The organism is Mesorhizobium sp. M1403, assembly GCF_040317695.1.
In the GTDB taxonomy this organism is placed as follows: domain Bacteria; phylum Pseudomonadota; class Alphaproteobacteria; order Rhizobiales; family Rhizobiaceae; genus Mesorhizobium.
Genome location: NZ_JAMYKY010000049.1, coordinates 1 through 24,310 on the forward strand (window position 1 = coordinate 1; position 24,310 = coordinate 24,310).

Annotated in this window: 21 protein-coding genes, 1 tRNA gene and 1 pseudogene; 21 read left to right on the forward strand and 2 right to left on the reverse strand. The window is 61.8% G+C overall.

The genetic code is table 11. The annotated features are described in order from the left end of the window. The 17 genes and pseudogenes from NKH01_RS33515 to NKH01_RS33595 all read left to right on the forward strand — a co-directional run. Positions 1-95: EF-Tu C-terminal domain-related protein (locus tag NKH01_RS33515; RefSeq protein WP_476738618.1), on the forward strand; the 95-nt coding region annotated here is incomplete at its 5' end. Between the two features lie 150 nt (positions 96-245). Continuing rightward, the gene (locus tag NKH01_RS33520; RefSeq protein WP_352844903.1) at positions 246-1,931 is read left to right on the forward strand and encodes a COG3904 family protein; all 1,686 of its coding nucleotides are present in this window, start codon (positions 246-248) and stop codon (positions 1,929-1,931) included. A gap of 21 nt (positions 1,932-1,952) precedes the next feature. Further along, a pseudogene (locus NKH01_RS33525) lies at positions 1,953-2,051 on the forward strand (EF-Tu C-terminal domain-related protein); the annotation flags it as partial. 223 nt (positions 2,052-2,274) lie between these two features. Further along, positions 2,275-4,062, forward strand: a complete 1,788-nt coding sequence (locus tag NKH01_RS33530) for a COG3904 family protein (protein WP_352485037.1) — start codon at positions 2,275-2,277, stop codon at positions 4,060-4,062. A gap of 105 nt (positions 4,063-4,167) precedes the next feature. Next, positions 4,168-4,650, forward strand: a complete 483-nt coding sequence (locus NKH01_RS33535) for a group II truncated hemoglobin (protein ID WP_353024568.1) — start codon at positions 4,168-4,170, stop codon at positions 4,648-4,650. A gap of 131 nt (positions 4,651-4,781) precedes the next feature. Further along, positions 4,782-5,297 (forward strand): hypothetical protein, encoded by a 516-nt coding sequence (locus tag NKH01_RS33540; protein WP_352844900.1) that lies wholly within the window; start codon positions 4,782-4,784, stop codon positions 5,295-5,297. A gap of 77 nt (positions 5,298-5,374) precedes the next feature. After that, positions 5,375-5,450, forward strand: a tRNA-Trp gene (locus NKH01_RS33545). A gap of 366 nt (positions 5,451-5,816) precedes the next feature. Further along, positions 5,817-6,020 carry a preprotein translocase subunit SecE gene (secE, locus tag NKH01_RS33550; RefSeq protein ID WP_023721668.1) on the forward strand — a complete coding sequence of 68 codons (204 nt, stop codon included), beginning with the start codon at positions 5,817-5,819 and terminating at the stop codon, positions 6,018-6,020. Positions 6,021-6,047: 27 nt separating this feature from the next. Further along, complete coding sequence (gene nusG / locus NKH01_RS33555; RefSeq protein WP_006333333.1) at positions 6,048-6,575, forward strand: transcription termination/antitermination protein NusG; 528 nt, start codon at positions 6,048-6,050, stop codon at positions 6,573-6,575. A gap of 159 nt (positions 6,576-6,734) precedes the next feature. Continuing rightward, positions 6,735-7,163, forward strand: coding sequence for a 50S ribosomal protein L11 (gene rplK, locus NKH01_RS33560; protein ID WP_023680440.1), 429 nt, complete (start codon positions 6,735-6,737; stop codon positions 7,161-7,163). 4 nt (positions 7,164-7,167) lie between these two features. Beyond that, positions 7,168-7,866, forward strand: coding sequence for a 50S ribosomal protein L1 (rplA, locus tag NKH01_RS33565; RefSeq protein WP_352485033.1), 699 nt, complete (start codon positions 7,168-7,170; stop codon positions 7,864-7,866). Positions 7,867-8,257: 391 nt separating this feature from the next. Further along, positions 8,258-8,776, forward strand: a complete 519-nt coding sequence (rplJ, locus tag NKH01_RS33570) for a 50S ribosomal protein L10 (RefSeq protein WP_008875657.1) — start codon at positions 8,258-8,260, stop codon at positions 8,774-8,776. A gap of 54 nt (positions 8,777-8,830) precedes the next feature. After that, complete coding sequence (gene rplL / locus NKH01_RS33575) at positions 8,831-9,208, forward strand: 50S ribosomal protein L7/L12 (RefSeq protein ID WP_023680442.1); 378 nt, start codon at positions 8,831-8,833, stop codon at positions 9,206-9,208. Between the two features lie 283 nt (positions 9,209-9,491). Further along, positions 9,492-13,628 (forward strand): DNA-directed RNA polymerase subunit beta, encoded by a 4,137-nt coding sequence (gene rpoB / locus NKH01_RS33580; protein ID WP_352496503.1) that lies wholly within the window; start codon positions 9,492-9,494, stop codon positions 13,626-13,628. 131 nt (positions 13,629-13,759) lie between these two features. Next, positions 13,760-17,956: a DNA-directed RNA polymerase subunit beta' gene (gene rpoC, locus NKH01_RS33585; protein ID WP_353024570.1), complete on the forward strand. Its 4,197-nt coding sequence runs from the start codon at positions 13,760-13,762 to the stop codon at positions 17,954-17,956. Positions 17,957-18,040: 84 nt separating this feature from the next. Continuing rightward, on the forward strand, positions 18,041-18,706 hold the full coding sequence (locus NKH01_RS33590; protein ID WP_353024572.1) for an O-methyltransferase: 666 nt from the start codon (positions 18,041-18,043) through the stop codon (positions 18,704-18,706). A 38-nt stretch (positions 18,707-18,744) separates the two neighbouring features. Next, positions 18,745-19,116, forward strand: coding sequence for a hypothetical protein (locus NKH01_RS33595; RefSeq protein ID WP_023721673.1), 372 nt, complete (start codon positions 18,745-18,747; stop codon positions 19,114-19,116). 36 nt (positions 19,117-19,152) lie between these two features. On the opposite strand, the gene NKH01_RS33600 is transcribed toward NKH01_RS33595, so the two are convergent. Further along, complete coding sequence (locus NKH01_RS33600; protein WP_352587583.1) at positions 19,153-20,082, reverse strand: Gfo/Idh/MocA family protein; 930 nt, start codon at positions 20,080-20,082, stop codon at positions 19,153-19,155. Positions 20,083-20,206: 124 nt separating this feature from the next. Further along, positions 20,207-20,488 (reverse strand): transcriptional regulator, encoded by a 282-nt coding sequence (locus NKH01_RS33605; RefSeq protein WP_023680447.1) that lies wholly within the window; start codon positions 20,486-20,488, stop codon positions 20,207-20,209. 462 nt (positions 20,489-20,950) lie between these two features. Between NKH01_RS33605 and rpsL the strand changes: the two genes are divergently transcribed. From rpsL to NKH01_RS33625, 4 genes are all read left to right on the forward strand, one after another. Beyond that, positions 20,951-21,322 carry a 30S ribosomal protein S12 gene (gene rpsL / locus NKH01_RS33610; RefSeq protein WP_006333356.1) on the forward strand — a complete coding sequence of 124 codons (372 nt, stop codon included), beginning with the start codon at positions 20,951-20,953 and terminating at the stop codon, positions 21,320-21,322. An 85-nt stretch (positions 21,323-21,407) separates the two neighbouring features. After that, positions 21,408-21,878, forward strand: a complete 471-nt coding sequence (gene rpsG, locus NKH01_RS33615; RefSeq protein ID WP_008875664.1) for a 30S ribosomal protein S7 — start codon at positions 21,408-21,410, stop codon at positions 21,876-21,878. A 30-nt stretch (positions 21,879-21,908) separates the two neighbouring features. Continuing rightward, entirely contained in the window at positions 21,909-23,999 is a 2,091-nt protein-coding gene (gene fusA, locus NKH01_RS33620) for an elongation factor G (protein WP_353024574.1), read from the forward strand. A 67-nt stretch (positions 24,000-24,066) separates the two neighbouring features. Beyond that, a partial coding sequence (locus tag NKH01_RS33625) for a GTP-binding protein (protein ID WP_352484577.1) occupies positions 24,067-24,310 on the forward strand: 244 nt, incomplete at its 3' end.

Below are 24,310 nucleotides of genomic sequence, written 5' to 3' on the forward strand. Positions count from 1 at the left end.
TCGTGCCGATCGCCATGGAAGAGAAGCTGCGCTTCGCCATCCGTGAAGGCGGCCGCACCGTCGGTGCCGGCATCGTCGTCACCATTAAAGAGTAATCAACGCCGGCGTTGCCGGTCGAGATCGAATGCGAAAGGGCGGTCTTCGGGCCGCCTTTTTGATTCGAATAGATTAACCGCCTTGCTTCAAATCCTGTTGCAAGCGCCTCTGCCGTAACTAGTATAGGTTGCATCGAGGGGGCTGCCCGAATGGTTCCATGGCGCCGTTTGCATAGTCAGGCATTGTGGTCGTTAGGACTGATCTGCCTGGTGTCGTTGCTCGCCATGGGCCACGCTGCCTTCGCAGCCGATGCCAAGAAATCCACGCCGGAAAAATCCACGCCGGATCTCGGCCCGACGATGCGGTTCGTCGTCGTCCGCAGCAGCGCGCCGGGCTGCGAGCCGACCTGTCCGGAATGGATATCGGCGGAAGGCTCGATAGAAGCCGGCACGCCGGCTCTGTTCAAACGCACGCTGAAGGCGCTTGGCGGCCGAAAGCTGCCGATCGTCGTCGATTCCCCCGGCGGCAATGTCGAAGCGGCGCTGACACTTGGTCGCCTGATCCGCAAGAACAAGCTCGATATCGCCGTCGGCAAAACCCGGTTCGTCGGCTGTCTGCCAAATGTGAAAAACTGCAAGGAAAACGACGGCAAGGGCGCCCGTTATTTTGGCAATGCCTATGCCGACGGCGCCATCTGCAATTCCGCCTGTCCGTTGATGTTTTCCGGTGGCATCCGGCGCGTGGTCGGGGAATGGGCCTTTCTCGGCGTCCATCAGATCACCACGACCTATATCCGGACGAAATTGCTGTACCGCACCACCTACCGCGTGGTGAAGGGTAAGAAGAAGATCCTCAACACCAAGGTCGTCAGCCGGAAGAACGCCGGCAGCTACAAGACCTACGAGATGAACAAGCCGCTGGAGCGGAAGCTGGCGGCCTATCTGAAGGAGATGGGCGTCGGCCTGGGCGTGCTCGAGACCATGAAAGGCACGCCGGCCAGCAGCATCCAGCAACTGGTTCCCTACGACATGCTGCAAATGAATCTCGTCACCAGCTTGGATGCCGTCGACCTGCTGACCGCGCCAACCCTATGCAAATCCGATCCGTTGCCGGCGAGTTGCAGGGAGCTGCCGGCGCCGGCGAATATCGCGAAGCCGGCCGGCGAAGTGGTGGCGAACGCCGGGCCTGCACCCGCAGGGCACGAAACCACGCGGCCGAAGGAGGCCGCAGACATGCGCTTCGTCCTGGTCCGCGGCAGCAATCCGCTTTGCAATCCCAACTGCCCGGAATGGATCTCGGCCGAAGGCACAATTACCGCCGACACGCCCGAAAAACTGCGCCAACTGCTGGACGGCGTCGGCGACCGGCGTCTGCCCATCGTCATCAACTCGCCGGGTGGTGATGTGCTCGGTGCTTTGGCGGCCGGAAGGCTGATCCGCGAACGCAAGCTCGACGTCACCGTGGCGCGGACGGATTTCATTGGCTGCGAACCGCGGCAGGCCGACTGCACGGCCGAAGACGGCGTCTATAACGGACTGACGGTCGATGCCGGCGGCGCGTGCGGCTCGGCCTGTCCGATCATGCTCGCCGGCGGTGTCAAACGCCTCGTCGGCCCGCGTGCACAGTTGAGCGTGCATTCGGTAGGGCAGGAGCAAAAGGTCAAGGCCTATCTCGAGGACATGGCCATCGGCCCCGGTCTGTTTACCGCAATTCAGCTGAATTCAGTCGAACGGCAGCTCGAACTCGACAGGATGCTGAAATACGGGCTGACAACCGGGCATCAATCGGCAGACGAATTGACAGGCCCCGGCATCTGCAGATCGGAGCCACAGCCCGAGAACTGCCGCGAAGCCTCGGGCGCCAAGGCTCAGGCCAGCACGCCGGTCAAATCGTAAGGCGGGCTTGATAGCTGCGAGCTGATCGTGCCGATCGCCATGGACGAGAAGCTGCGCTTCGCCATCCGTGAAGGCGGCCGCACCATCGGTGCTGGCGTCGTCGTCACCATTATAGAGTGATCGGCGCCGGCATTGCCGGTCGATGCGAAAGGGCGGTCTTCGGGCCGCCTTTTTCGCTTACTGACTCGAGGCAGAACAATCTTGCGCGGGTGTTTCAAAGCTATTGCAACCACCATTGCCGCAACTATTATAGGTTGCATCAAGGGGGCTTTTGCCAAGCGTGGTTTCGGGACGCCGTTTAGATAGCGTGGCAAGGTGGTGGCGCGGGCTGCTGGTTATTGCCATGGCGATGGCTGCCTTCGCCGCAAAGGCCGAGGATGTCTTCCCGAAATGGTCCGATCCGACGACTTGGACGGATCCGAAGCTATTATCCGATGATCTCTCGCCGATGCGATTCGTCGTCGTGCGCAGCAACGCGACCGGCTGCGAGTCTAACTGTCCGGAATGGATTTCGGCAGAAGGCGCCATCGAAGCGGGCACGCCAGCGCAGCTCAAGCGCATATTGAAGACGCTCGGCCGCCGCAAACTGCCGATCATCGTCAATTCCCCGGGCGGCAATGTCGATGCTGCGCTCCAGCTTGGTCGAATAATCCGCAAAAACAAGCTCGATATCGCCGTCGGTACGACCAAGTTTTCCGATTGTTGGCCCGGGATGAAAGATTGCCGGGCCAATGACGGCAAGGGCGCAGCATATTTCGGCATTGCGTCTGACGGGGGTGCCATGTGCAACTCCGCATGTCCGCTGATGTTTGCCGGAGGCGTCGGACGCGTGGTCGGCGGTTGGGCCTATCTAGGCGTCCATCAGATCACTACGACCTATTTCCGCACAACACGGCACTATCGAACCACCTATCGAGTTGTGCGGGGCAAAAAATATAGGATCACCACAGAAACCATCACTCAAGACAATGCCGGCTACAAGACCTATGAGATGAGCAAGGCGCTTGAGAGGAAACTTTCGGCCTATCTCAGGGACATGGGTGTCGGACGGGGCGTAATCGACAGAATGAAGGCCACGCCCGCCAGCGACATCCGGCAGATCGCCCTCGACGACATGCTGACGATGAAGCTGATCACCAGCAGGGACTCCCTCGACATACTTACGCAGGCGGGCATATGCCAGCGGAGTCCTGCGCCGCCGAACTGCAGGGAGGTCCCTGCGAATGCCAAGCCGGCCAAGGTGGCAGCAATCGAAGCGAAGGCCGGACCGTCTCAGCCGGCTCAAGTCCCACTTTCTCAGCTGGCCAAGGAGGCACCTGCTCAGCCGGTCGAGGCAGTGCCAGGAAACGAGGCGCCGGACAAGGGCTTCATACTCGTTCGCGGCAGCGATCCGATGTGCGAGCCCCACTGCCCGGAATGGATGTGGGCTCGGCCGCTCGTGGCAGTGCCGGGGAACGGGGCACCCGAGATGCGCTTCGTTGTGGTTCGCCGCAGCAATTCGTCCTGCAATCCCGACTGCCCGGAATGGATCTCGGCACAAGGCGTAATCACGAGCCAAACCCCGCAGAAGCTGGGCCAGTTGCTCGCTACGCTTGGCAGCCGGCGGCTGCCTATAGTGGTGAGCTCGCGAGGCGGCGACTTGTTCAGCGCTCTGGCGATGGGGCGACTTATCCGTGAAAAGAAGCTCGACGTCGCCGTTGCCCGTACCGATTTCGTTGGCTGCGACCCGGAAGAGTGGAATTGCTTGGCCAAAGATGGCGCCTATGCCGGAGTGGCCAGCGATGCGAAAGGCGACTGCGATTCGGCCTGCGCGCTGATGCTGGCTGGGGGCGTCAGGCGGCTTGTCGGTCCACGGGCGCTACTCAGCCTTTACCTGATGGGACAAGCCCAGCTGATCAAGGCTTACCTTGACGAGATGGCAATCAACCGTGATCTGTTCATGACGCTTCAGCGCATTTCGGTCGAGCGTCAGCTCGAACCTGACGTGATGCTGAGGGCCGGACTGACGACTGGGCCGCAATCAGTGGACGAGCTGACCGGTGCCACCCTGTGCAGATCGGTGCCGAAGCCTGACAATTGCCGCGTGGTGCTCTCGCCCAATGCGCAGGCCGAGGCGCCCGCCAAATTGTAGGGGCGCGTCGGTTTCGGAAGCTGGCCATCGAGACAGGTTGAGCGATGCTGGATGTTTCCGCTATCGTCCGGCGTGGTAGAAGACCAGCCAGGCGAGGGATCGCAAATGAGCCAGGACGTCCCGACATTGTTCGAATGGGCCGGCGGCACCGAAGCGCTGAACCGCCTGACCCAGACCTTCTACGACAACGTCTCTCGGGATCCCATTGTCGGGCCGGTGTTCAAGCATATGTCGGCGGACCATCCGGCCCACGTCGCGGCCTTCATCGGCGAAGTTTTCGGTGGACCGAAAACCTACAGCGAAAAGCATGGCGGCCATCGCGAAATGGTGATGCATCACCTCGGCAAGCATCTGACGGAGGAGCAGCGCCGGCGCTGGATCAATCTCCTAGCCGACGCCGCCGACGAGATCGGGCTGCCTGACGATCCCGAATTCCGCTCGGCCTTCATGGCCTATATCGAATGGGGATCGCGGCTGGCCAAGATGAACTCCAACAAGGGCCCGGCCTGCGATCCCGAGGCGGAACCAATGCCGGTCTGGGGTTGGGGCGTGCCGGGCGGCCCCTACAAGCCGCCTTCGGGAAACTGACCGGGCGCGAATCGGTCGAAAACCCTGCCGGCCAGGAAAACGGGTGGCTATGGAGGTCTCGGTCCTCCAGGCTAACGGTTTAAAGTCGCCGTCGACTGGCGGGGCCACACTGAAAAACCGGAGGCTTTGCGATGAGATCGGAAGGCAAGAAAAATTCAGGCAGCACCTTTGACGGCAACCGCGGAACCCGAAATCCGTTCGGTGTCATGGATGTCCCCACTCCCGACGACGAGGAGGTGTCGGCGTTCGCCGCCGGCGTAAAACTGGAGGGAGCTGCAAGCGATGAAAACGCCGAAGCCTGGGGCACCGAAAGCGACCGCGACCGCAACGACACCATCGAAGGCAGGTGGTCCAGCCGATGGAACGGCGGTGCCGATCCCACGATTCCAGGCGACAGCAAGGGTAAATGGAAGTCTGGCCGGGGCGAGGTGAAGACCGCGGGAGAGAGAGTTTACCTGCTGTTCGATTGGCATGATGGCGTGCGCAAGGGGCTCATTGATGCGCGGCGCGAGGGTGCGAAAGGGCTGGTTGGAAAATATATCAATCTGACCGACCCAAAAATCGTGCGTCCCTGGGTCGGTTTGGTCGTCAGCAATCAACGGATCGACGGGAAATGGCCGGGAGGACGCCTGGACTTTCGAAGATGAAGGCTGGGCAGCGCACGTCGCTCTTTACAGAGCGCGCGGAAGCTTTTAGGAAGCGCCTGCTGCGCCGACATGCGCATACGGGCATAGCTCAGTTGGTAGAGCGGCGGTCTCCAAAACCGCAGGTCGTAGGTTCGAGCCCTGCTGCCCGTGCCATTCCTTCGAATGGATACCTAAAAAACGATTCTTTTGCAGCGCAGCCTTTGAAAACCGGCTTGTGACTTGCCATATAGCATAAGTTGCGGCATAAGGGCCGCATAGCCGGGACGGGACGACTGGATGGTTCCGAGGCGGCGTTTGGTCATAAAGCGGACACTTGCCACTTGCGTGGATCAAGAATCGGTTTTATGTAGACGAAACAGACACGCGACGCGTGGAGCTGGGAAGCCGGCTTTACGCGTCTGATTTGCATGGGCGAAATGATTGCGCTGATTCGGCGCGAACGCACGCTCAAGCGGCACGTCCCGGCCAGCGGGATCATCCAGGAGACCCGGCCAACGGGTCTTGCAGACAGAGCGGCATATGGCTTCGAAAACCACAAATCCTTTCACCTTTCTCCAGCAGGTTCGCGCGGAGACTGCCAAGGTCACTTGGCCGTCGCGGCGCGAAACGGTGATCTCGACGGTGATGGTCCTTGTGTTCGCGGTCATCGCGATGATCTTTTTCTTTACCGCAGACGTGGCCATGGGCTTTGCGGTCGAAAAAATCCTCGGCCTCGGACAGTAAGTCCGGCGATTACGGAGAAGTCTTAAAATGACCGCGCGGTGGTACATCGTCCACGCCTACTCGAACTTTGAAAAGAAGGTCGCCGAGGACATCGAGAACAAGGCCAAGCAGAAGGGCCTGTCCGCCGACATCGAGCAGATCGTGGTGCCGACCGAGAAGGTCGTCGAGATCCGCCGCGGCCGCAAGGTCGATGCCGAGCGCAAGTTCTTTCCGGGCTATGTGCTGTTGAAGGCCAATCTGACCGATGCCGTGTTCTCGCTCGTCAAGAACACGCCGAAGGTCACCGGTTTCCTGGGCGACTCCAAGCCGGTGCCGATCACCGAAGCCGAAGCCCAGCGTATCCTGAACCAGGTTCAGGAAGGCGTCGAGCGGCCGAAGCCGTCGGTGACGTTCGAGATCGGCGAAGCGATCCGCGTTTCGGATGGACCATTCGCGTCGTTCAACGGTTTCGTCCAGGAAGTGGACGAAGAGCGGGCGCGGCTCAAGGTGGAAGTATCGATCTTCGGGCGCGCCGTGCCGGTCGATCTGGAATTCGGACAGGTCGAGAAGGGCTGATCCGAAATCCCTGCACCGGTTTCGGCGGCAGGGAAGGCGGCGCGGAGATCGCGCGGCCAAAACGGGTGGGAGGCGAATGCGGCTTTAGCCGGCCGCGCGGACCGCACCACCAGACTGCAACCGCCGGCAAGACCGGCATGAGAAAAGGCAGGAAGAGAGATGGCTAAGAAAATTGCAGGCCAGCTCAAGCTCCAGGTTTCCGCGGGATCGGCCACGCCGTCGCCCCCGATCGGCCCGGCGCTTGGTCAGCGTGGCATCAACATCATGGAGTTCTGCAAGGCGTTCAACGCGCAGACCCAGGAAATGGAAAAGGGTTCGCCGGTTCCGGTCGTCATCACCTACTATCAGGACAAGTCGTTCACCTTCGTCATGAAGACGCCGCCGGTGAGCTACTTCCTGAAGAAGGCCGCGAACCTGAAGTCGGGCTCGAAGGAGCCGGGCAAGGTCAAGGCCGGCACGATCGGCCGCGACAAGGTGCGCGCCATCGCCGAGCAGAAGATGAAGGATCTGAACGCAAACGACGTCGAGGCGGCCATGCGCATGGTCGAGGGCTCTGCCCGCTCGATGGGTCTGGAAGTGGTGGGCTGAGATCATGGCAAAGATTGCAAAGCGTGTATCGCAGACCCGCGAAGGCATCGATCCCAACAAGGCTTACGCTTTGGGTGAGGCGCTGAAGCTGCTCAAGGATCGCTCCTCGGTGAAGTTCGACGAGACGATCGAAGTCGCGATGAACCTCGGCGTCGACCCCCGCCATGCCGACCAGATGGTCCGCGGCGTGGTCAACCTGCCGAACGGCACCGGCCGCAGCGTTCGCGTCGCCGTCTTCGCGCGTGGCGACAAGGCCGAGGAGGCCAAGGCCGCCGGCGCTGACATCGTCGGAGCCGAGGATCTGGTCGACATCGTCCAGAAGGGCACGATCGACTTCGACCGCTGCATCGCCACGCCGGACATGATGCCGCTGGTCGGCCGTCTCGGCAAGGTGCTCGGCCCGCGTGGCATGATGCCGAACCCGAAGGTCGGCACCGTCACCACCGACGTGGCCGCCGCCGTCAAGGCATCGAAGGGCGGCGCCGTCGAGTTCCGCGTCGAGAAAGCCGGCATCGTTCATGCCGGCGTCGGCAAGGTCTCGTTCGACGTCAAGGCGCTGGAAGAAAACGTCCGCGCCTTCGCTGATGCGGTGACCAGGGCAAAGCCGGCTGGTGCCAAGGGCAATTACGTCAAGAAGGTGTCGGTCACCTCGACGATGGGCCCGGGCCTCAAGCTCGACGTCTCGACGCTCGCGGCGTCCTGATACGAACAATTGGATCGGCCGCTAAAACGCTGATCCGTGAAAGAATTCCGGGCCTCCGATCTGTCGGCGGCCCGGTACCGGAAGTCAAAAGGCTTCCGGACATCCTGTCCGAGATTGCAGGCGGCCCCCAAGCCTTAGGTGATGTGGGCCTTAATTCATGTGGGCCTGCATGAGACGGGTGAAGACCGGACAAAGGAGCGAAAGCTCCAATGAAAGGTTCGAACCGTGTTTGCCTTTTGTCTGCGCACCGTCCGGCTTGCCGGCAGGTGTGGCGAAAGGGGGCAGGATCCTCGAGCGTCGTTCGGGAGATCCGTTACTGGATGGCCCGGCCGGCAAAAGGCAACCCGACGCCTGTCCTTCGTAGAGGGCAGGGGTCAACTGGAGATAGGCAGTGGACAGAGCGGAAAAACGCGAACTCGTCACGGGCCTGAATGATGCGTTCTCAAGCGCTGGTTCAGTCGTCGTGGCCCACTACGCCGGTATCACCGTCGCGCAAATGAACGACCTTCGGTCGAAAATGCGCGCCGCCGGTGGCACCGTCAAAGTCGCGAAGAACCGTCTCGCCAAAATCGCTCTTCAGGGCACGGACTCCGCATCGATCATCGAGCTGTTCAAGGGACAGACGCTGATCGCCTATTCGGAGGATCCGATTGCGGCGCCGAAGGTCGCGTCCGATTTCGCCAAGGGAAATGACAAGCTCGTCATTCTCGGCGGCGCAATGGGCACCACCTCGCTCAACGCCGACGGTGTGAAGGCACTCGCCACACTTCCGTCGCTCGATGAGCTGCGCGCCAGGCTGGTTGGCATGATCGCCACGCCGGCAACCCGGATCGCCCAGATCGTCAATGCGCCTGCGGCTTCGGTCGCGCGCGTCATCGGCGCTTACGCCCGGAAGGACGAGGCGGCATGAGGCCGTTCCTCGCTATCACAAACACACGTTCGAACCTTATGAAGGAACATTGCAATGGCTGATCTGGCAAAGATCGTAGACGACCTTTCGAAGCTGACCGTCCTCGAGGCGGCCGAGCTGTCGAAGCTTCTTGAAGAAAAGTGGGGCGTTTCCGCCGCTGCTCCGGTGGCGGTTGCCGCTGCTGGCGGCGCCGCGGCCGCTGCCGCTCCGGTCGAGGAAAAGACGGAATTCGACGTCGTCCTCACCGAGGCAGGCGCTCAGAAGATCAACGTCATCAAGGAAGTTCGCGCCATCACCGGTCTTGGGCTCAAGGAAGCCAAGGACCTGGTCGAGGCGGCTCCGAAGCCGGTCAAGGAAGCCGTTTCCAAGGCCGACGCGGACAAGTTCAAGGCCCAGCTGGAAGCAGCCGGCGCCAAGGTCGAACTGAAGTAAGCGTTGAGTACCGGCGGGCGGCGTCGCGCCGTCCGCCACTCCCTTCACGTCGAAGGGAGGCTCATGGCGCGAAGAGTGCGAAAACCTCTTTCCTGAGGGCCGCAAACCGGCCTTCAGGAAACGGGTTTTCTCCCGTTTCTGGCCCACCGCCAATTGGTGGTGGGTGAAAAGACAAGAAGCCGCCGACAGGCGGCGGGCAACAAGACAGGGCCGCCTGAGGTGGCCCGAGATGCAAGGCGAGCCGCGGCGAGGCTCGTCCCGAGAATTGAGCTAAGGAGCGACGATGGCCCAGACCCAGACTTTCAATGGCCGCAGACGCGTACGCAAGTTTTTCGGAAAGATCCCGGAAGTTGCGGAGATGCCGAACCTGATCGAGGTTCAGAAGGCATCCTATGACCAGTTCCTGATGGTGGAGGAGCCCAAGGGTGGGCGTCCTGACGAGGGGCTGCAGGCAGTTTTCAAGTCGGTCTTCCCGATTTCCGATTTTTCCGGCTCCTCGATGCTGGAATTCGTGAAGTACGAGTTCGAAGGACCCAAATTCGACGTTGACGAATGCCGCCAGCGCGACCTGACCTATGCGGCGCCGCTCAAGGTGACGCTGCGCCTCATCGTGTTCGATATCGACGAGGATACCGGCGCGAAGTCGATCAAGGACATCAAGGAGCAGGACGTCTACATGGGCGACATGCCGCTCATGACCTTGAACGGCACCTTCATCGTCAACGGCACCGAGCGCGTCATCGTCTCGCAGATGCACCGTTCGCCGGGCGTCTTTTTCGACCATGACAAGGGCAAGTCGCACTCGTCCGGCAAGCTGTTGTTTGCCGCGCGCGTCATTCCCTATCGCGGCTCGTGGCTCGACATCGAGTTCGATAGCAAGGACGTCGTGCACGCCCGTATCGACCGCCGCCGCAAGATTCCGGTGACGTCGCTGCTGATGGCGCTCGGCATGGACGGCGAAGAGATCCTGTCGACCTTCTACAACAAAATCACCTACAAGCGCGCCGGCGACCATTGGCGCATTCCCTTCAACGTCGAGCGTTTCCGCGGCCTCAAGGCCGTTGGTGACCTGGTTGACGCCGACACCGGCGAGGTCGTCGTCGAGGCCGGCAAGAAGATCACTGCCCGCCAGGCCAGGGCGCTTGGCGAAAAAGGTCTCAAGGCGATCAAGGCGACCGACGAGGATCTGCTCGGCAACTACCTTGCCGAGGACATCGTCAACTATGGCACCGGCGAGATTTTCCTCGAAGCCGGCGACGAGATCGATGAAAAGACGCTGAAAGTGCTTCTCGGCACCGGCGATGACGAGATCAAGGTTCTCGACATCGATCACGTCAATGTCGGCGCCTATATCCGCAACACGCTCAACGTCGACAAAAACGAGAGCCGCCAGGACGCGCTGTTCGACATCTACCGCGTCATGCGCCCCGGCGAGCCGCCGACGCTCGAGACCGCCGAAGCCATGTTCAACTCGCTGTTCTTCGACAGCGAGCGCTATGATCTTTCGGCCGTCGGCCGCGTCAAGATGAACATGCGCCTCGAGCTCAAGGCCGAGGATACCGTGCGCGTGCTGCGCAAGGACGACATCCTGGCCGTGGTCAAGACGCTGGTCGAACTGCGCGACGGCAAGGGCGAGATCGACGACATCGACAATCTCGGCAACCGCCGCGTGCGCTCGGTCGGCGAGCTGATGGAGAACCAGTACCGCGTCGGCCTGCTGCGCATGGAGCGTGCGATCAAGGAACGTATGTCCTCGATCGAGATCGACACGGTGATGCCGCAGGACCTGATCAACGCCAAGCCGGCGGCTGCCGCCGTGCGCGAGTTCTTCGGTTCCTCGCAGCTGTCGCAGTTCATGGATCAGACCAACCCGCTGTCGGAGATCACCCACAAGCGCCGCCTGTCGGCGCTTGGACCGGGCGGTCTGACCCGCGAGCGTGCCGGGTTCGAGGTGCGCGACGTGCACCCGACGCATTACGGCCGCATCTGCCCGATCGAGACGCCGGAAGGCCCGAATATCGGCCTGATCAACTCGCTTGCGACCTTCGCGCGTGTCAACAAATACGGCTTCATCGAGAGCCCGTACCGCAAGATCGTCAACGGCAAGCTGACCAATGAGGTCGTCTACCTGTCGGCTATGGAAGAGGCCAAGCACCACGTCGCGCAGGCCAATGCCGAGCTCGACAAGAATGGTCATTTCGTCGACGAATTCGTCATTTGCCGTAACGCCGGCGAAGTGATGATGGCGCCGCGCGAAAACGTCGATCTGATGGACGTGTCGCCGAAGCAGATGGTGTCGGTGGCCGCGGCCCTGATTCCGTTCCTTGAGAACGACGACGCCAACCGCGCGCTGATGGGCTCGAACATGCAGCGTCAGGCCGTGCCGCTGGTGCGCGCCGAAGCGCCGTTCGTCGGCACCGGCATGGAGCCGATCGTCGCCCGTGACTCGGGCGCCGCCATCGGCGCCCGCCGCGGCGGCATCGTCGACCAGGTGGACGCGACGCGTATCGTCATCCGCGCCACGGAAGATCTCGATCCTGGCAAGTCCGGCGTCGATATCTACCGGCTGATGAAGTTCCAGCGTTCGAACCAGAACACCTGCATCAACCAGCGTCCGCTGGTGCGTATGGGCGACCGGGTCAACAAGGGCGACATCATCGCCGACGGCCCGTCGACCGAGCTCGGTGATCTGGCCCTCGGCCGCAACGTGCTGGTCGCGTTCATGCCGTGGAATGGCTACAACTACGAGGATTCCATCCTCTTGTCCGAGCGCATCGTCGCCGACGACGTCTTCACCTCGATCCACATCGAGGAGTTCGAAGTCATGGCCCGCGACACCAAGCTCGGGCCGGAGGAGATCACGCGCGACATCCCGAACGTCTCGGAAGAAGCGCTGAAGAACCTCGATGAGGCCGGCATCGTCTACATCGGTGCGGAAGTGCAGCCGGGCGACATCCTGGTCGGCAAGATCACGCCGAAGGGCGAAAGCCCGATGACGCCGGAAGAAAAGCTGCTGCGCGCCATCTTCGGTGAAAAGGCCTCGGACGTGCGCGATACCTCCATGCGCATGCCTCCGGGAACCTTCGGCACCGTCGTCGAAGTGCGCGTCTTCAACCGCCACGGTGTCGAGAAGGACGAGCGCGCCATGGCGATCGAGCGCGAGGAGATCGAACGCCTCGCCAAGGACCGCGACGACGAGCAGGCGATCCTCGACCGCAACGTCTATTCGCGCCTTTCCGACGTTCTCGTCGGCAAGGAGGCGATTGCCGGGCCGAAGGGCTTCAAGAAGGGCTCGAAGCTGTCGAAGGACACGCTCGACGAGTATCCGCGTTCGCAGTGGTGGCAGTTTGCCGTGGAGAACGAAAAGCTCCAGAGCGAACTGGAAGCCCTGCGTGGCCAGTACGACGATTCCAAGAAGGCGCTCGAGCAGCGCTTCATGGACAAGGTCGAGAAGGTGCAGCGCGGCGACGAGATGCCTCCGGGCGTCATGAAGATGGTCAAGGTCTTCGTGGCCGTGAAGCGCAAGATGCAGCCCGGCGACAAGATGGCCGGCCGGCACGGCAACAAGGGTGTCGTGTCGCGGATCGTTCCGGTCGAGGACATGCCTTTCCTCGAGGACGGCACGCATGCCGACATCGTGCTCAACCCGCTGGGTGTGCCGAGCCGCATGAATGTCGGCCAGATCCTGGAAACGCATCTGGGCTGGGCTTGCGCCGGAATGGGCAAGAAGATCGGCGATCTGATCGATGCGTACAAGACGGCGGGCGACATCAAGCCGCTGCGCAAGACGCTTGAGAGCTTCATGCCGGCCAACGACCGCAACGAGCCGGTCCGCGAATATGACGACGAGAGCATCGTTCGCCTCAGCGAGCAGATGCGCCGCGGTGTCTCCATCGCGACACCGGTGTTCGACGGCGCGCACGAGGCCGACATCAACATCATGCTGGAGCAGGCGGGCCTGCACACCAGCGGTCAGTCGCAGCTCTATGACGGACGCACCGGCGAACCGTTCGATCGCAAAGTGACGATGGGCTACATATATATGCTCAAGCTTCACCACCTTGTGGACGACAAGATCCACGCGCGTTCGATCGGGCCGTACTCGCTCGTTACCCAGCAGCCGCTGGGCGGCAAGGCGCAGTTCGGTGGCCAGCGCTTTGGCGAGATGGAGGTCTGGGCGCTTGAGGCGTACGGCGCCGCCTACACGCTGCAGGAGATGCTGACGGTGAAGTCGGACGACGTCGCCGGCCGCACCAAGGTCTACGAGGCGATCGTCAGAGGCGACGACACATTCGAGGCCGGCATCCCCGAGAGCTTCAACGTTCTCGTTAAGGAAATGCGGTCTCTCGGCCTCAATGTCGAGTTGGAGAACACCAAGCTCGACGACAACCCGATCCGGCTGCCCGACGCGGCCGAGTAAGCAAGACGTCCGGCCGCGGCCTTGCCGCGACCGGACGCACCAAATTCTCGGCCGATGGCCGATCAAGTCGGCGGGCTTTTGGCCCGCGCTAGATGCAAGGGGTTTTCGAGGACCCCGAAAAGGAGAACGGCATGAACCAAGAGGTCATGAATCTCTTCAACCCCCAGGCGCCTGCGCAGGTGTTCGATTCCATCCGGATCTCGCTTGCCAGCCCTGAGAAGATTCTGTCCTGGTCATTCGGCGAGATCAAGAAGCCGGAGACCATCAACTACCGCACCTTCAAGCCGGAGCGTGACGGCCTGTTCTGCGCGCGCATTTTTGGTCCGATCAAGGACTATGAGTGCCTGTGCGGCAAGTACAAGCGCATGAAGTACAAGGGCGTCATCTGCGAGAAGTGCGGCGTCGAAGTCACGCTGTCGCGCGTCCGCCGCGAGCGCATGGGCCATATCGAGCTGGCGGCACCGGTCGCCCACATCTGGTTCCTGAAGTCGCTGCCGTCGCGCATCGGCACGCTGCTCGACATGACCCTGAAGGACATCGAGCGGGTCCTTTACTTCGAGAACTACATCGTCACCGAACCCGGCCTCACCGCGCTGAAGGAGCACCAGCTGCTCAGCGAGGAAGAGTACATGATGGCCGTCGACGAATATGGCGAGGATAGTTTCACCGCCATGATCGGCGCCGAGGCGATCCACGACCTGCTGGCCGGCATGGACCTCGAGAAGATCGCCGGCGATCTGCGTTCGGAACTGGCTTCGACCACCTCCGAGCTCAATCAGAAGAAGTATCTGAAGCGTCTCAAGGTCGTCGAGAACTTCATGGAATCCGGCAACCGTCCGGAATGGATGATCATGAAGGTGGTTCCGGTGATCCCGCCGGATCTGCGTCCGCTTGTCCCGCTGGACGGCGGCCGTTTCGCTACGTCGGATCTGAACGACCTCTACCGCCGCGTCATCAACCGCAACAACCGCTTGAAGCGGCTGATCGAGCTGCGCGCGCCCGGCATCATCGTGCGCAATGAAAAGCGCATGCTGCAGGAAGCCGTCGATGCGCTGTTCGACAATGGCCGCCGCGGCCGCGTCATCACCGGCGCCAACAAGCGTCCGCTGAAGTCGCTGTCCGACATGTTGAAGGGCAAGCAGGGCCGGTTCCGCCAGAACCTGCTCGGCAAGCGCGTCGACTATTCCGGCCGCTCGGTCATCGTCACCGGTCCCGAGCTCAAGCTGCACCAGTGCGGCCTGCCGAAGAAGATGGCGCTCGAGCTGTTTAAGCCCTTCATCTACGCCCGTCTCGACGCCAAGGGTTACTCCTCGACCGTCAAGCAGGCGAAGAAGCTGGTCGAAAAGGAGCGTCCGGAGGTCTGGGATATCCTCGACGAGGTCATCCGCGAGCATCCGGTGCTGTTGAACCGCGCGCCGACGCTGCACCGCCTCGGCATCCAGGCGTTCGAGCCGATCCTGATCGAAGGCAAGGCGATCCAGCTTCACCCGCTGGTCTGCACGGCCTTCAACGCCGACTTCGACGGCGACCAGATGGCGGTCCACGTGCCGCTGTCACTGGAAGCGCAGCTCGAGGCTCGCGTGCTGATGATGTCGACCAACAACATCCTGCACCCGGCTTCCGGCGCGCCGATCATCGTCCCGTCGCAGGACATGGTTCTCGGTCTCTACTATCTGTCGATCGTCAACCAGAACGAGCCGGGCGAGGGCATGGTGTTTGCCGATATGGGCGAGCTCCAGCATGCGCTCGAGACCAAGGCGGTAACGCTGCATTCCAAGATCAAGGGGCGCTTCCGCACGGTCGACGCCGACGGTAAGGTCGTATCGAAGATCCACGACACCACGCCTGGCCGCATGATCATCGGCGAGCTGCTGCCGAAGAACGTCAACGTGCCCTACGAGACCGCCAACCAGGAGATGACCAAGAAGAACATCTCCAAGATGATCGACACCGTCTACCGCCATTGCGGTCAGAAGGAGACGGTCATTTTCTGCGATCGCATCATGGCTCTCGGCTTCAGCCACGCCTGCCGTGCCGGCATTTCGTTCGGCAAGGACGACATGCTGATCCCGGATGCCAAGATCAAGCTGGTGTCCGACACCGAGGCTTTGGCCAAGGAATACGAGCAGCAGTACAATGACGGCCTGATCACCCAGGGCGAGAAGTACAACAAGGTCGTCGACGCCTGGGCCAAGTGCTCGGAAAAGGTCGCCGACGAAATGATGGCCCGCATCAAGGCGGTCGAGTTCGAGGACAACGGCCGTCAGAAGCCGATGAACTCGATCTACATGATGTCGCACTCCGGTGCGCGCGGCTCGCCCACCCAGATGCGCCAGCTCGCCGGCATGCGCGGCCTGATGGCCAAGCCTAGCGGTGAAATCATCGAGACGCCGATCATCTCGAACTTCAAGGAAGGCCTCACCGTGCTCGAGTACTTCAACTCGACCCACGGCGCCCGCAAGGGTCTGGCCGACACCGCCTTGAAGACGGCGAACTCGGGTTACCTGACGCGTCGTCTTGTCGACGTGGCGCAGGACTGCATCGTCAACTCGCTCGACTGCGGCACCGACAAGGGCCTCACCATGCAGCCGATCGTCGATGCCGGTCAGGTCGTCGCTTCGGTTGGTCAGCGCGTTCTCGGCCGCACCTCGCTCGACGATATCACTCACCCGGTCACCGGCGAGGTTCTGGTCAAGGCCGGAACGCTGATGGACGAGCGTGACGTGGAACTGATCGAAAAGGCCGGTGTGCAGTCTGTCCGCATCCGTTCGGCGCTAACCTGCGAGGTCAGGGTCGGCGTTTGCGCGGTCTGTTACGGACGCGATCTGGCCCGCGGCACGCCTGTCAACCAGGGCGAGGCTGTCGGCGTCATCGCGGCGCAGTCGATTGGCGAGCCGGGCACCCAGCTCACCATGCGTACCTTCCACATGGGCGGCACGGCGCAGGTGGTGGATTCCTCGTTCCTTGAAGCCTCGTACGAGGGCAAGGTCGAGATCCGCAACCGCAACGTGGTGCGCAACTCCGACGGCCAGCTGATGGTCATGGGTCGCAACATGGCGGTGCTGATCCTCGACGAGGCCGGCAAGGAACGCGCCACGCACCGCGTCACCTACGGTTCGCGCATCTTCGTCGACGATGGCGACAAGGTGAAGCGCGGCCAGCGTATTGCCGAGTGGGATCCCTATACCCGCCCGGTCCTCACCGAAATCGAGGGCAGGGTGGCGTTCGAAGATCTGGTCGATGGCATTTCCGTTCAGGAAACCGCCGACGAATCGACCGGCATCACCAAGCGCGAGGTCATCGACTGGCGTTCGACGCCACGCGGCAACGACCTCAAGCCGGCGATCGTCGTCCAGGATGCCAAGGGCAAGGTCGGCAAGCTGTCGAAGGGTGGCGACGCCCGCTTCCTGCTCTCGGTCGAGGCCATTCTTTCGGTCGAGCCCGGCGCACAGGTTCGCCCTGGCGACGTGCTGGCGCGTATTCCGATGGAAAGCGCCAAGACCAAGGACATCACCGGCGGTCTGCCGCGTGTGGCCGAACTGTTCGAGGCACGCCGTCCGAAGGATCACGCCATCATCGCCGAGATCGATGGCACGATCCGCTTCGGTCGCGACTACAAGAACAAGCGCCGCATCATCATCGAGCCGCATGACTCGACGCTTGAGCCGGTCGAATACCTGATCCCGAAGGGCAAGCCGTTCCATCTCCAGGACGGCGACGTCATCGAGAAGGGCGACTATATCCTCGACGGCAATCCGGCGCCGCACGACATCCTGGCGATCAAGGGCGTGGAGGCGCTTGCCTCCTACCTCGTCAACGAGATCCAGGAGGTCTACCGCCTGCAGGGCGTGTCGATCAACGACAAGCACATCGAGGTGATCGTTCGCCAGATGCTGCAGAAGGTCGAGATCACCACGCAGGGCGATTCGACCTACATTCCGGGCGACCACGTCGACGTGATCGAACTGGAAGAGGTCAACGAGCGCCTGGTCGAGGAGGGCAAGAAGCCGGCCGAAGGCCAGCCGGTGCTGCTGGGCATCACCAAGGCCTCGCTGCAGACGCCGTCCTTCATCTCCGCCGCCTCCTTCCAGGAGACGACGAGGGTGCTGACCGAAGCTGCGGTTGCCGGCAAGACCGACATGCTGCAGGGGCTGAAGGAAAACGTCATCGTCGGCCGGCTCATCCCGGCCGGCACCGGCGGCACGATGAGCCAGATCCGGCGCATCGCCACCTCGCGCGACGAGTTGATCATCGACGAGCGCCGCAAGGCGTCCGGCGTCGAGGTCGCCGAGCCGATGCTGACCGACATGGTTACCGCCGCGCAGTAAGCGCGCAAGTAAGAGAAGATAGAAAAGGGGCCCAAGTGGCCCCTTTTCGCATTGTGGTTCCCCAATCGGATCGGAGGACAACGGATGAGCAGGAGGATCTGGGCTTCTGTCGACGGCTACATTGTCGAGGCTCTTTTCGAGGCGGATCCCGCCCTCGATGCCGTTCTGGCGGCCAACCATGACCACGGCCTACCGCCGATCGATGTTTCCCCGGCACAAGGCAAGCTGCTGTCACTTCTTGCGCGAATGCAGGGAGCGAAGAAGGTACTCGAAATCGGCACGTTGGGCGGCTACTCGACAATCTGGATGGCGCGAGCGTTGCCCGTGGACGGCAAGGTCGTGACGCTCGAGCTTGATCCGCACCACGCCAGTGTCGCGCGGTCGAACTTTGAACGGGGAGGGGTATCTGACCGCGTGGAACTGCGGGTCGGACCGGCGCTTCAATCGCTTGCGGCGTTAGGCGCCGAGAATGCCGGGCCGTTCGACTTCATCTTCATCGACGCCGACAAGCCGAACAACCAGCACTATCTGTCCTGGGCGATGCGTCTTTCGAGGCCGGGGACTGTCATCGTCTGCGACAATGTCATCCGTGACGGCGCGGTGGTGAACGAAGATGGCCGCGACGCCAATGTCGAAGGGGCACGCGCGGCGTTCTCGTTCATTGGCAGCGACAAGCGTCTGCAAGGTACCGCGATCCAGACTGTTGGCGCCAAGGGCTATGACGGCTTTGCAATAGCGATCGTCAGTTGAAGCTGCCACCGGCGGCTGGCTTTTTAAGGAATCGGCAATTGAACGAGGCGACCATCTGGGAATTGATCAACACTGGCCGAGATCGTATGAGCTTTGGGCAGCGAAGGCTTTGGGACCTGATCAAGATCGATCCGGAAGAATGGCTGCATCACTCTCCTGCTGGGAGTGATCATCGCATCTGGGTCGTAGCGTTGATCGGCCGGAGCGTGATTTCTTACAATGACATTGAAGGTGGTTTCGGCCGCTCAAATTTCATTCGATATGGAGAAATCACCGAGCTTGGCTGGGGGCAGGCCGATCTCGAGGTGGCGGTTCAACATGTCATGAGCGAACTTGAACAAGGACACCGGACGGCTCCCGTTGCTTCTGCGCCTCGTCCGGGAGAATTCCTGGACCGCAAGCCAAGATGATCCGGAACATTCAAGGTCGCTCTACCGGGGTCAGTGTCAGTCAAAAAAAGCTTCGACCACATTGCGCTTGCCGAGCATGAAGGCGTCGGCGACGTGCTGGAGCGGCGCGAGGTCGACGTCGGAAACGCCGGCGCGCACGATCTCGGCGAAGCGCTTGTAGAGCATCGGATATTCGGCTTCCGGCTCCTCGTGAACGACGCGGCCATCGATGGCGAGCTTTGAGCCGCCGCCAGAAAGCACCATCGATCCGGCCTCGGTATCGGCCAGGATGTCCCAGCTTTGCGGCCCGGTCTGGCGCCAGTCGAGTTCCATCGTCACCGGCAGACCGTTCGAAGTACGGAAGACGATATGGGCGGCGATCGGGGCCGCGCGGTTTTCGGGGAAATCGAGCTCTGCCGAACTGATAAACATCGGTGGCAGGATGTGGGTGGCGATCGACAGCGCGTTGATGCCGGGATCGAAGACGCCAAAGCCGCCGGGAGCCCAGATCCATTCCTGATTCGGATGCCAGCGGCGCACGTCTTCCTTCCAGTTGATGGCGGCCGACCTGATCGTAGTCGAGCTGAGGAATGTACGCGCTGCTTCGACGGCCGGCGCATAGCGCGAGTGCCAGCTGGCGAACAGGCAGACGCCGTTCGCCACCGCCAGCGCTTTCAAATCCTCGACCTCGCTGACCGTGGCGCCGGGCGGTTTTTCCAGGAAGACATGCTTTTTCGCCGCCAGCGCCGTGCGCGCGGCGTCGTAGCGAAACTGCGGCGGCATGCATAGCGACACCGCCTCGAGTTCGGGCGTTGCGTCGAGCATCGCCTCGATCGTCGGGAAGTTCGGGATGTCCTCCACTTTGCCATGGCGGCTGGCTGCGGCAACCAGGCGATAACCCTGGTCCTTCGCCAGCGCCGGCAGATGCTGGTCGCGGACGATCTTTCCCACGCCGACGATGCCGAGCTTGATGGGATTAGAGGACATGGGAGCTCCGCAGGTTGAGTGTGCTTGGTTTTGCCAGAGGTCGTTTCTTAGCAGAGAAGTTGTGGCGGGCAAGTCGCCGGGCTTTTGTCGCCGGCTCGTGAGATCGACCGCGATTCAGATCTCTTCAGATCGGCACATCGAACGTCACGATCGACACTTCGCCTTCGAGCGCGCCCTGATAGGCGGACAGATGCGGTTCCTCGTCGGGCACGCCGTCCATGTCGCCGATCTGGTCGAGCTCGGCCTCGGCATAGCCTTCGGCGGCAAGCGATTCGAGAGCGCGGCGCACCGCCGAATCGTCGTCCGGCGCGACCAGCATCACATGCACGCCTTCCGGCTTGCCGCCTTTGCGCTTCCACACCCGGCCGGTAATAATGGTGACCGGGCGCTCCTCATTGTCATTCACGGGTTTGTACCTCCGGGCGAGGGGGTTTGGGCTGTTCATGCCGCCTTTTCGCACGAAGCACGGCCTGGAAACAGGCGCAAGCCGGTCACTTTCTGCCTTCCTCTTGAAAAACGGCGCAAGAAAATTACATGCATTTTTCGCATGGCTGCCACGCCTCGGTTTCAGCGCAATATTTGCCGCTCCGGGGTTGACGGACAGTGGCCATACGAGTAGAAGCCGCCCAGTCAGAACCGATGTGAGGCTCTTGCTTCCGAAGCGACACGCTTTGGAGTTTGCCTCAAACAGGGTTCGTTTTACGAGCGAAAAGACATTTCCGGCGTGCATGAAGCGGCTTCCGCTTCCTCTGCCATTTGTTCGGGCAAGACCGCGAGGCGCGGTTTGTGGCCCGAATTTGCGTATGGAAATGACGCTTTGAGCGGCCCTGACCGGGCGAGACACGGAATTGAGAGACAAGAGGGTTTAATGCCTACCGTCAACCAGCTGATCCGCAAGCCGCGCATTGCGCCGGTGAAGCGCAACAAGGTCCCGGCCATGCAGCAGAACCCGCAGAAGCGGGGCGTCTGCACGCGCGTCTACACCACGACGCCGAAGAAGCCGAACTCGGCGCTGCGCAAGGTGGCCAAGATCCGCCTGACCAATGGTTTTGAAGTGATCGGTTACATCCCCGGCGAAGGCCACAACCTTCAGGAGCACTCGGTGGTGATGATCCGCGGCGGTCGCGTCAAGGATCTTCCGGGCGTCCGTTACCACATCATCCGCGGCGTGCTCGACACGCAAGGCGTGAAGAACCGCAAGCAACGCCGTTCGAAATACGGCGCCAAGCGTCCGAAGTGACCGAAGCGTAGCCAAGGTCGTTCCGGGCGGCGTCAAGCGACGATCCGGGATCCAGGCCACCGCGTAGAATTGAGGCAGAGAAAAAATGTCCCGTCGTCACAGTGCAGAAAAGCGTGAGATCAATCCGGACCCGAAGTTCGGCGATCTGATCGTCACCAAGTTCATGAACGCCGTCATGTATGACGGCAAGAAGTCGGTTGCCGAGACCATCGTCTACGGCGCGCTCGACCAGGTCCAGTCCAAGACCAAGCAGGAACCGGTCACCGTCTTCCATCAGGCGCTCGACAATGTCGCGCCGCATGTGGAAGTGCGTTCGCGCCGCGTCGGCGGCGCCACCTACCAGGTTCCGGTCGACGTGCGCCCCGAGCGCCGTCAGGCATTGGCCATCCGTTGGCTGATCGCCGCCGCCCGCAACCGCAACGAGACCACTATGGTCGACCGCCTCTCCGGCGAGCTGATGGACGCGGCCAACAACCGCGGCACCGCCGTCAAGAAGCGTGAAGATACCCACAAGATGGCAGAAGCCAACCGCGCTTTCGCGCACTACCGCTGGTAAAGCGCGAACGAGACTGAAGAGGCACCTCCCATGGCCCGCGAATATAAAATCGAAGACTACCGCAATTTCGGTATCATGGCGCATATCGACGCCGGCAAGACGACGACCACCGAGCGCGTCCTCTATTACACGGGCAAGTCGCACAAGATCGGCGAAGTCCATGACGGCGCTGCGACCATGGATTGGATGGAGCAGGAGCAGGAGCGCGGCATCACCATCACGTCGGCCGCCACCACGACCTTCTGGAAGGGTCGCGACGGCAAGATGCATCGCTTCAACATCATCGACACCCCCGGCCACGTCGACTTCACCATCGAGGTCGAACGTTCGCTGCGCGTGCTCGACGGCGCCATCGCGCTGCTCGATGCCAATGCCGGTGTCGAGCCGCAGACGGAGACCGTCTGGCGCCAGGCTGACAAGTACCGCGTGCCGCGCATGATCTTCTGCAACAAGATGGACAAGATCGGCGCCGACTTCTACCGCTCGGTCGAGATGATCGGTTCGCGCCTCGGTGCGCATGCCGTCGTCATGCAGCTGCCGATCGGCGCCGAGACCGAGTTCAAGGGTGTCGTCGACCTCGTTGAGATGAACGCGCTGGTCTGGCGCGACGAGACGCTGGGCGCTGCCTGGGACATCGTCGAGATCCCTGCCGACCTCAAGGCTCGTGCCGAAGAGTACCGCGAGAAGATGATCGAGGCCGCCGTCGAAATGGACGAAACGGCGCTCGAGAATTACCTCGAAGGCAAGATGCCGAGCAACGACGAGATCCGTGCGCTCATCCGCAAGGGCACGATCGCGGTGAAGTTCTATCCGATGTTCTGCGGCTCGGCCTTCAAGAACAAGGGCGTGCAGCCGCTGCTCGACGCCGTCGTCGAATATCTGCCGTCGCCGGCCGACGTCCCGGCCATCAAGGGCGTCGACGCCAAGACCGACGCCGAGATCGAGCGTCATGCCGACGACAACGAGCCGCTGTCGATGCTTGCCTTCAAGATCATGAACGACCCGTTCGTCGGTTCGCTCACCTTTGCCCGCATCTATTCGGGCAAGCTCACCAAGGGCATCTCGGTCGACAACACCGTGAAGGGCAAGAAAGAGCGTATTGGCCGCATGCTGCAGATGCATGCGAATTCGCGCGCCGACGTCGAAGAGGCTTTTGCCGGCGACATCGTCGCCCTCGCTGGTCTCAAGGACACCACCACCGGCGACACGCTCAGTGATCCGCTGCATCCGGTCATCCTCGAGCGCATGGAATTCCCCGATCCGGTCATCCAGATCGCCATCGAGCCGAAGACCAAGAACGACCAGGAAAAGATGGGCCTCGCCCTTCACCGCCTGGCCGCCGAGGATCCGTCCTTCCGCGTCAAGACCGACGAGGAAAGCGGCCAGACGATCATTTCGGGCATGGGCGAGCTTCACCTTGACATCATCGTCGACCGCATGCGTCGCGAGTTCAAGGTCGAGGCCAATGTCGGCGCGCCGCAGGTGGCCTATCGCGAGACGATCACCCGCAAGCACGAGCAGGACTACACGCACAAGAAGCAGACCGGCGGTACCGGCCAGTTCGCCCGCGTCAAGATCCTGTTCGAGCCGAATCCGGAAAGCAGTGAATTCCAGTTCGAAACCAAGATCGTCGGCGGCGCCGTGCCGAAGGAATACATCCCCGGTGTCGAAAAGGGCATCAACAGCGTCATGACCTCGGGCCCGTTCGCCGGTTTCCCGATGATCGGCGTCAAGGCGACGCTGATCGATGGCGCCTACCACGACGTGGACTCTTCGGTTCTGGCCTTCGAAATCGCCGGCCGCGCCTGCTTCCGTGAAGCAGCGCCCAAGCTTGGCGTGCAGTTGCTCGAGCCGATCATGAAGGTCGAGGTGGTGACGCCGGAAGATTACGTCGGCAGCGTTATTGGTGACCTGAACGGCCGTCGCGGCCAGATCCAGGGCCAGGAAGCCCGTGGCGTCGCGGTGGTCATCAACGCGATGGTGCCGCTCGCCAACATGTTCAAATACGTGGACAACCTTCGCTCGATGAGCCAGGGGCGCGCGGCCTACACGATGCAGTTCGACCATTACGAGCCGGTCCCGACCGCGGTCGCCCAGGAAGTCCAGAAGAAATACGCGTAACTCGAAACGAGTTGCACCAGTAACTTAATTCAAGGCCCGCACGGGCTGGCAGGAATGGAGAGATCACATGGCAAAAGGTAAATTCGAGCGCACTAAGCCTCATGTGAACATTGGCACGATTGGTCACGTTGACCATGGCAAGACGTCGCTGACGGCGGCGATCACCAAGTATTTTGGCGAATACAAGCGCTACGACCAGATCGATGCGGCGCCGGAAGAAAAAGCGCGCGGCATCACCATTTCGACGGCACACGTCGAATACGAGACGGCTGCCCGCCACTATGCCCATGTCGACTGCCCCGGCCACGCCG

Coding starts and splice junctions, on each gene's coding strand:
- rpoC (WP_353024570.1), top strand. CDS start 13,760: ATGAACCAAGAGGTCATGAATCTCTTCAACCCCCAGGCGCCTGCGCAG.
- NKH01_RS33540 (WP_352844900.1), top strand. CDS start 4,782: ATGAGATCGGAAGGCAAGAAAAATTCAGGCAGCACCTTTGACGGCAAC.
- rplA (WP_352485033.1), top strand. CDS start 7,168: ATGGCAAAGATTGCAAAGCGTGTATCGCAGACCCGCGAAGGCATCGAT.
- rpoB (WP_352496503.1), top strand. CDS start 9,492: ATGGCCCAGACCCAGACTTTCAATGGCCGCAGACGCGTACGCAAGTTT.
- fusA (WP_353024574.1), top strand. CDS start 21,909: ATGGCCCGCGAATATAAAATCGAAGACTACCGCAATTTCGGTATCATG.
- secE (WP_023721668.1), top strand. CDS start 5,817: ATGGCTTCGAAAACCACAAATCCTTTCACCTTTCTCCAGCAGGTTCGC.
- NKH01_RS33590 (WP_353024572.1), top strand. CDS start 18,041: ATGAGCAGGAGGATCTGGGCTTCTGTCGACGGCTACATTGTCGAGGCT.
- rpsL (WP_006333356.1), top strand. CDS start 20,951: ATGCCTACCGTCAACCAGCTGATCCGCAAGCCGCGCATTGCGCCGGTG.
- NKH01_RS33600 (WP_352587583.1), bottom strand. CDS start 20,082: ATGTCCTCTAATCCCATCAAGCTCGGCATCGTCGGCGTGGGAAAGATC.
- NKH01_RS33535 (WP_353024568.1), top strand. CDS start 4,168: ATGAGCCAGGACGTCCCGACATTGTTCGAATGGGCCGGCGGCACCGAA.
- NKH01_RS33530 (WP_352485037.1), top strand. CDS start 2,275: ATGGCGATGGCTGCCTTCGCCGCAAAGGCCGAGGATGTCTTCCCGAAA.
- nusG (WP_006333333.1), top strand. CDS start 6,048: ATGACCGCGCGGTGGTACATCGTCCACGCCTACTCGAACTTTGAAAAG.
- NKH01_RS33520 (WP_352844903.1), top strand. CDS start 246: ATGGTTCCATGGCGCCGTTTGCATAGTCAGGCATTGTGGTCGTTAGGA.
- rpsG (WP_008875664.1), top strand. CDS start 21,408: ATGTCCCGTCGTCACAGTGCAGAAAAGCGTGAGATCAATCCGGACCCG.
- rplK (WP_023680440.1), top strand. CDS start 6,735: ATGGCTAAGAAAATTGCAGGCCAGCTCAAGCTCCAGGTTTCCGCGGGA.
- rplL (WP_023680442.1), top strand. CDS start 8,831: ATGGCTGATCTGGCAAAGATCGTAGACGACCTTTCGAAGCTGACCGTC.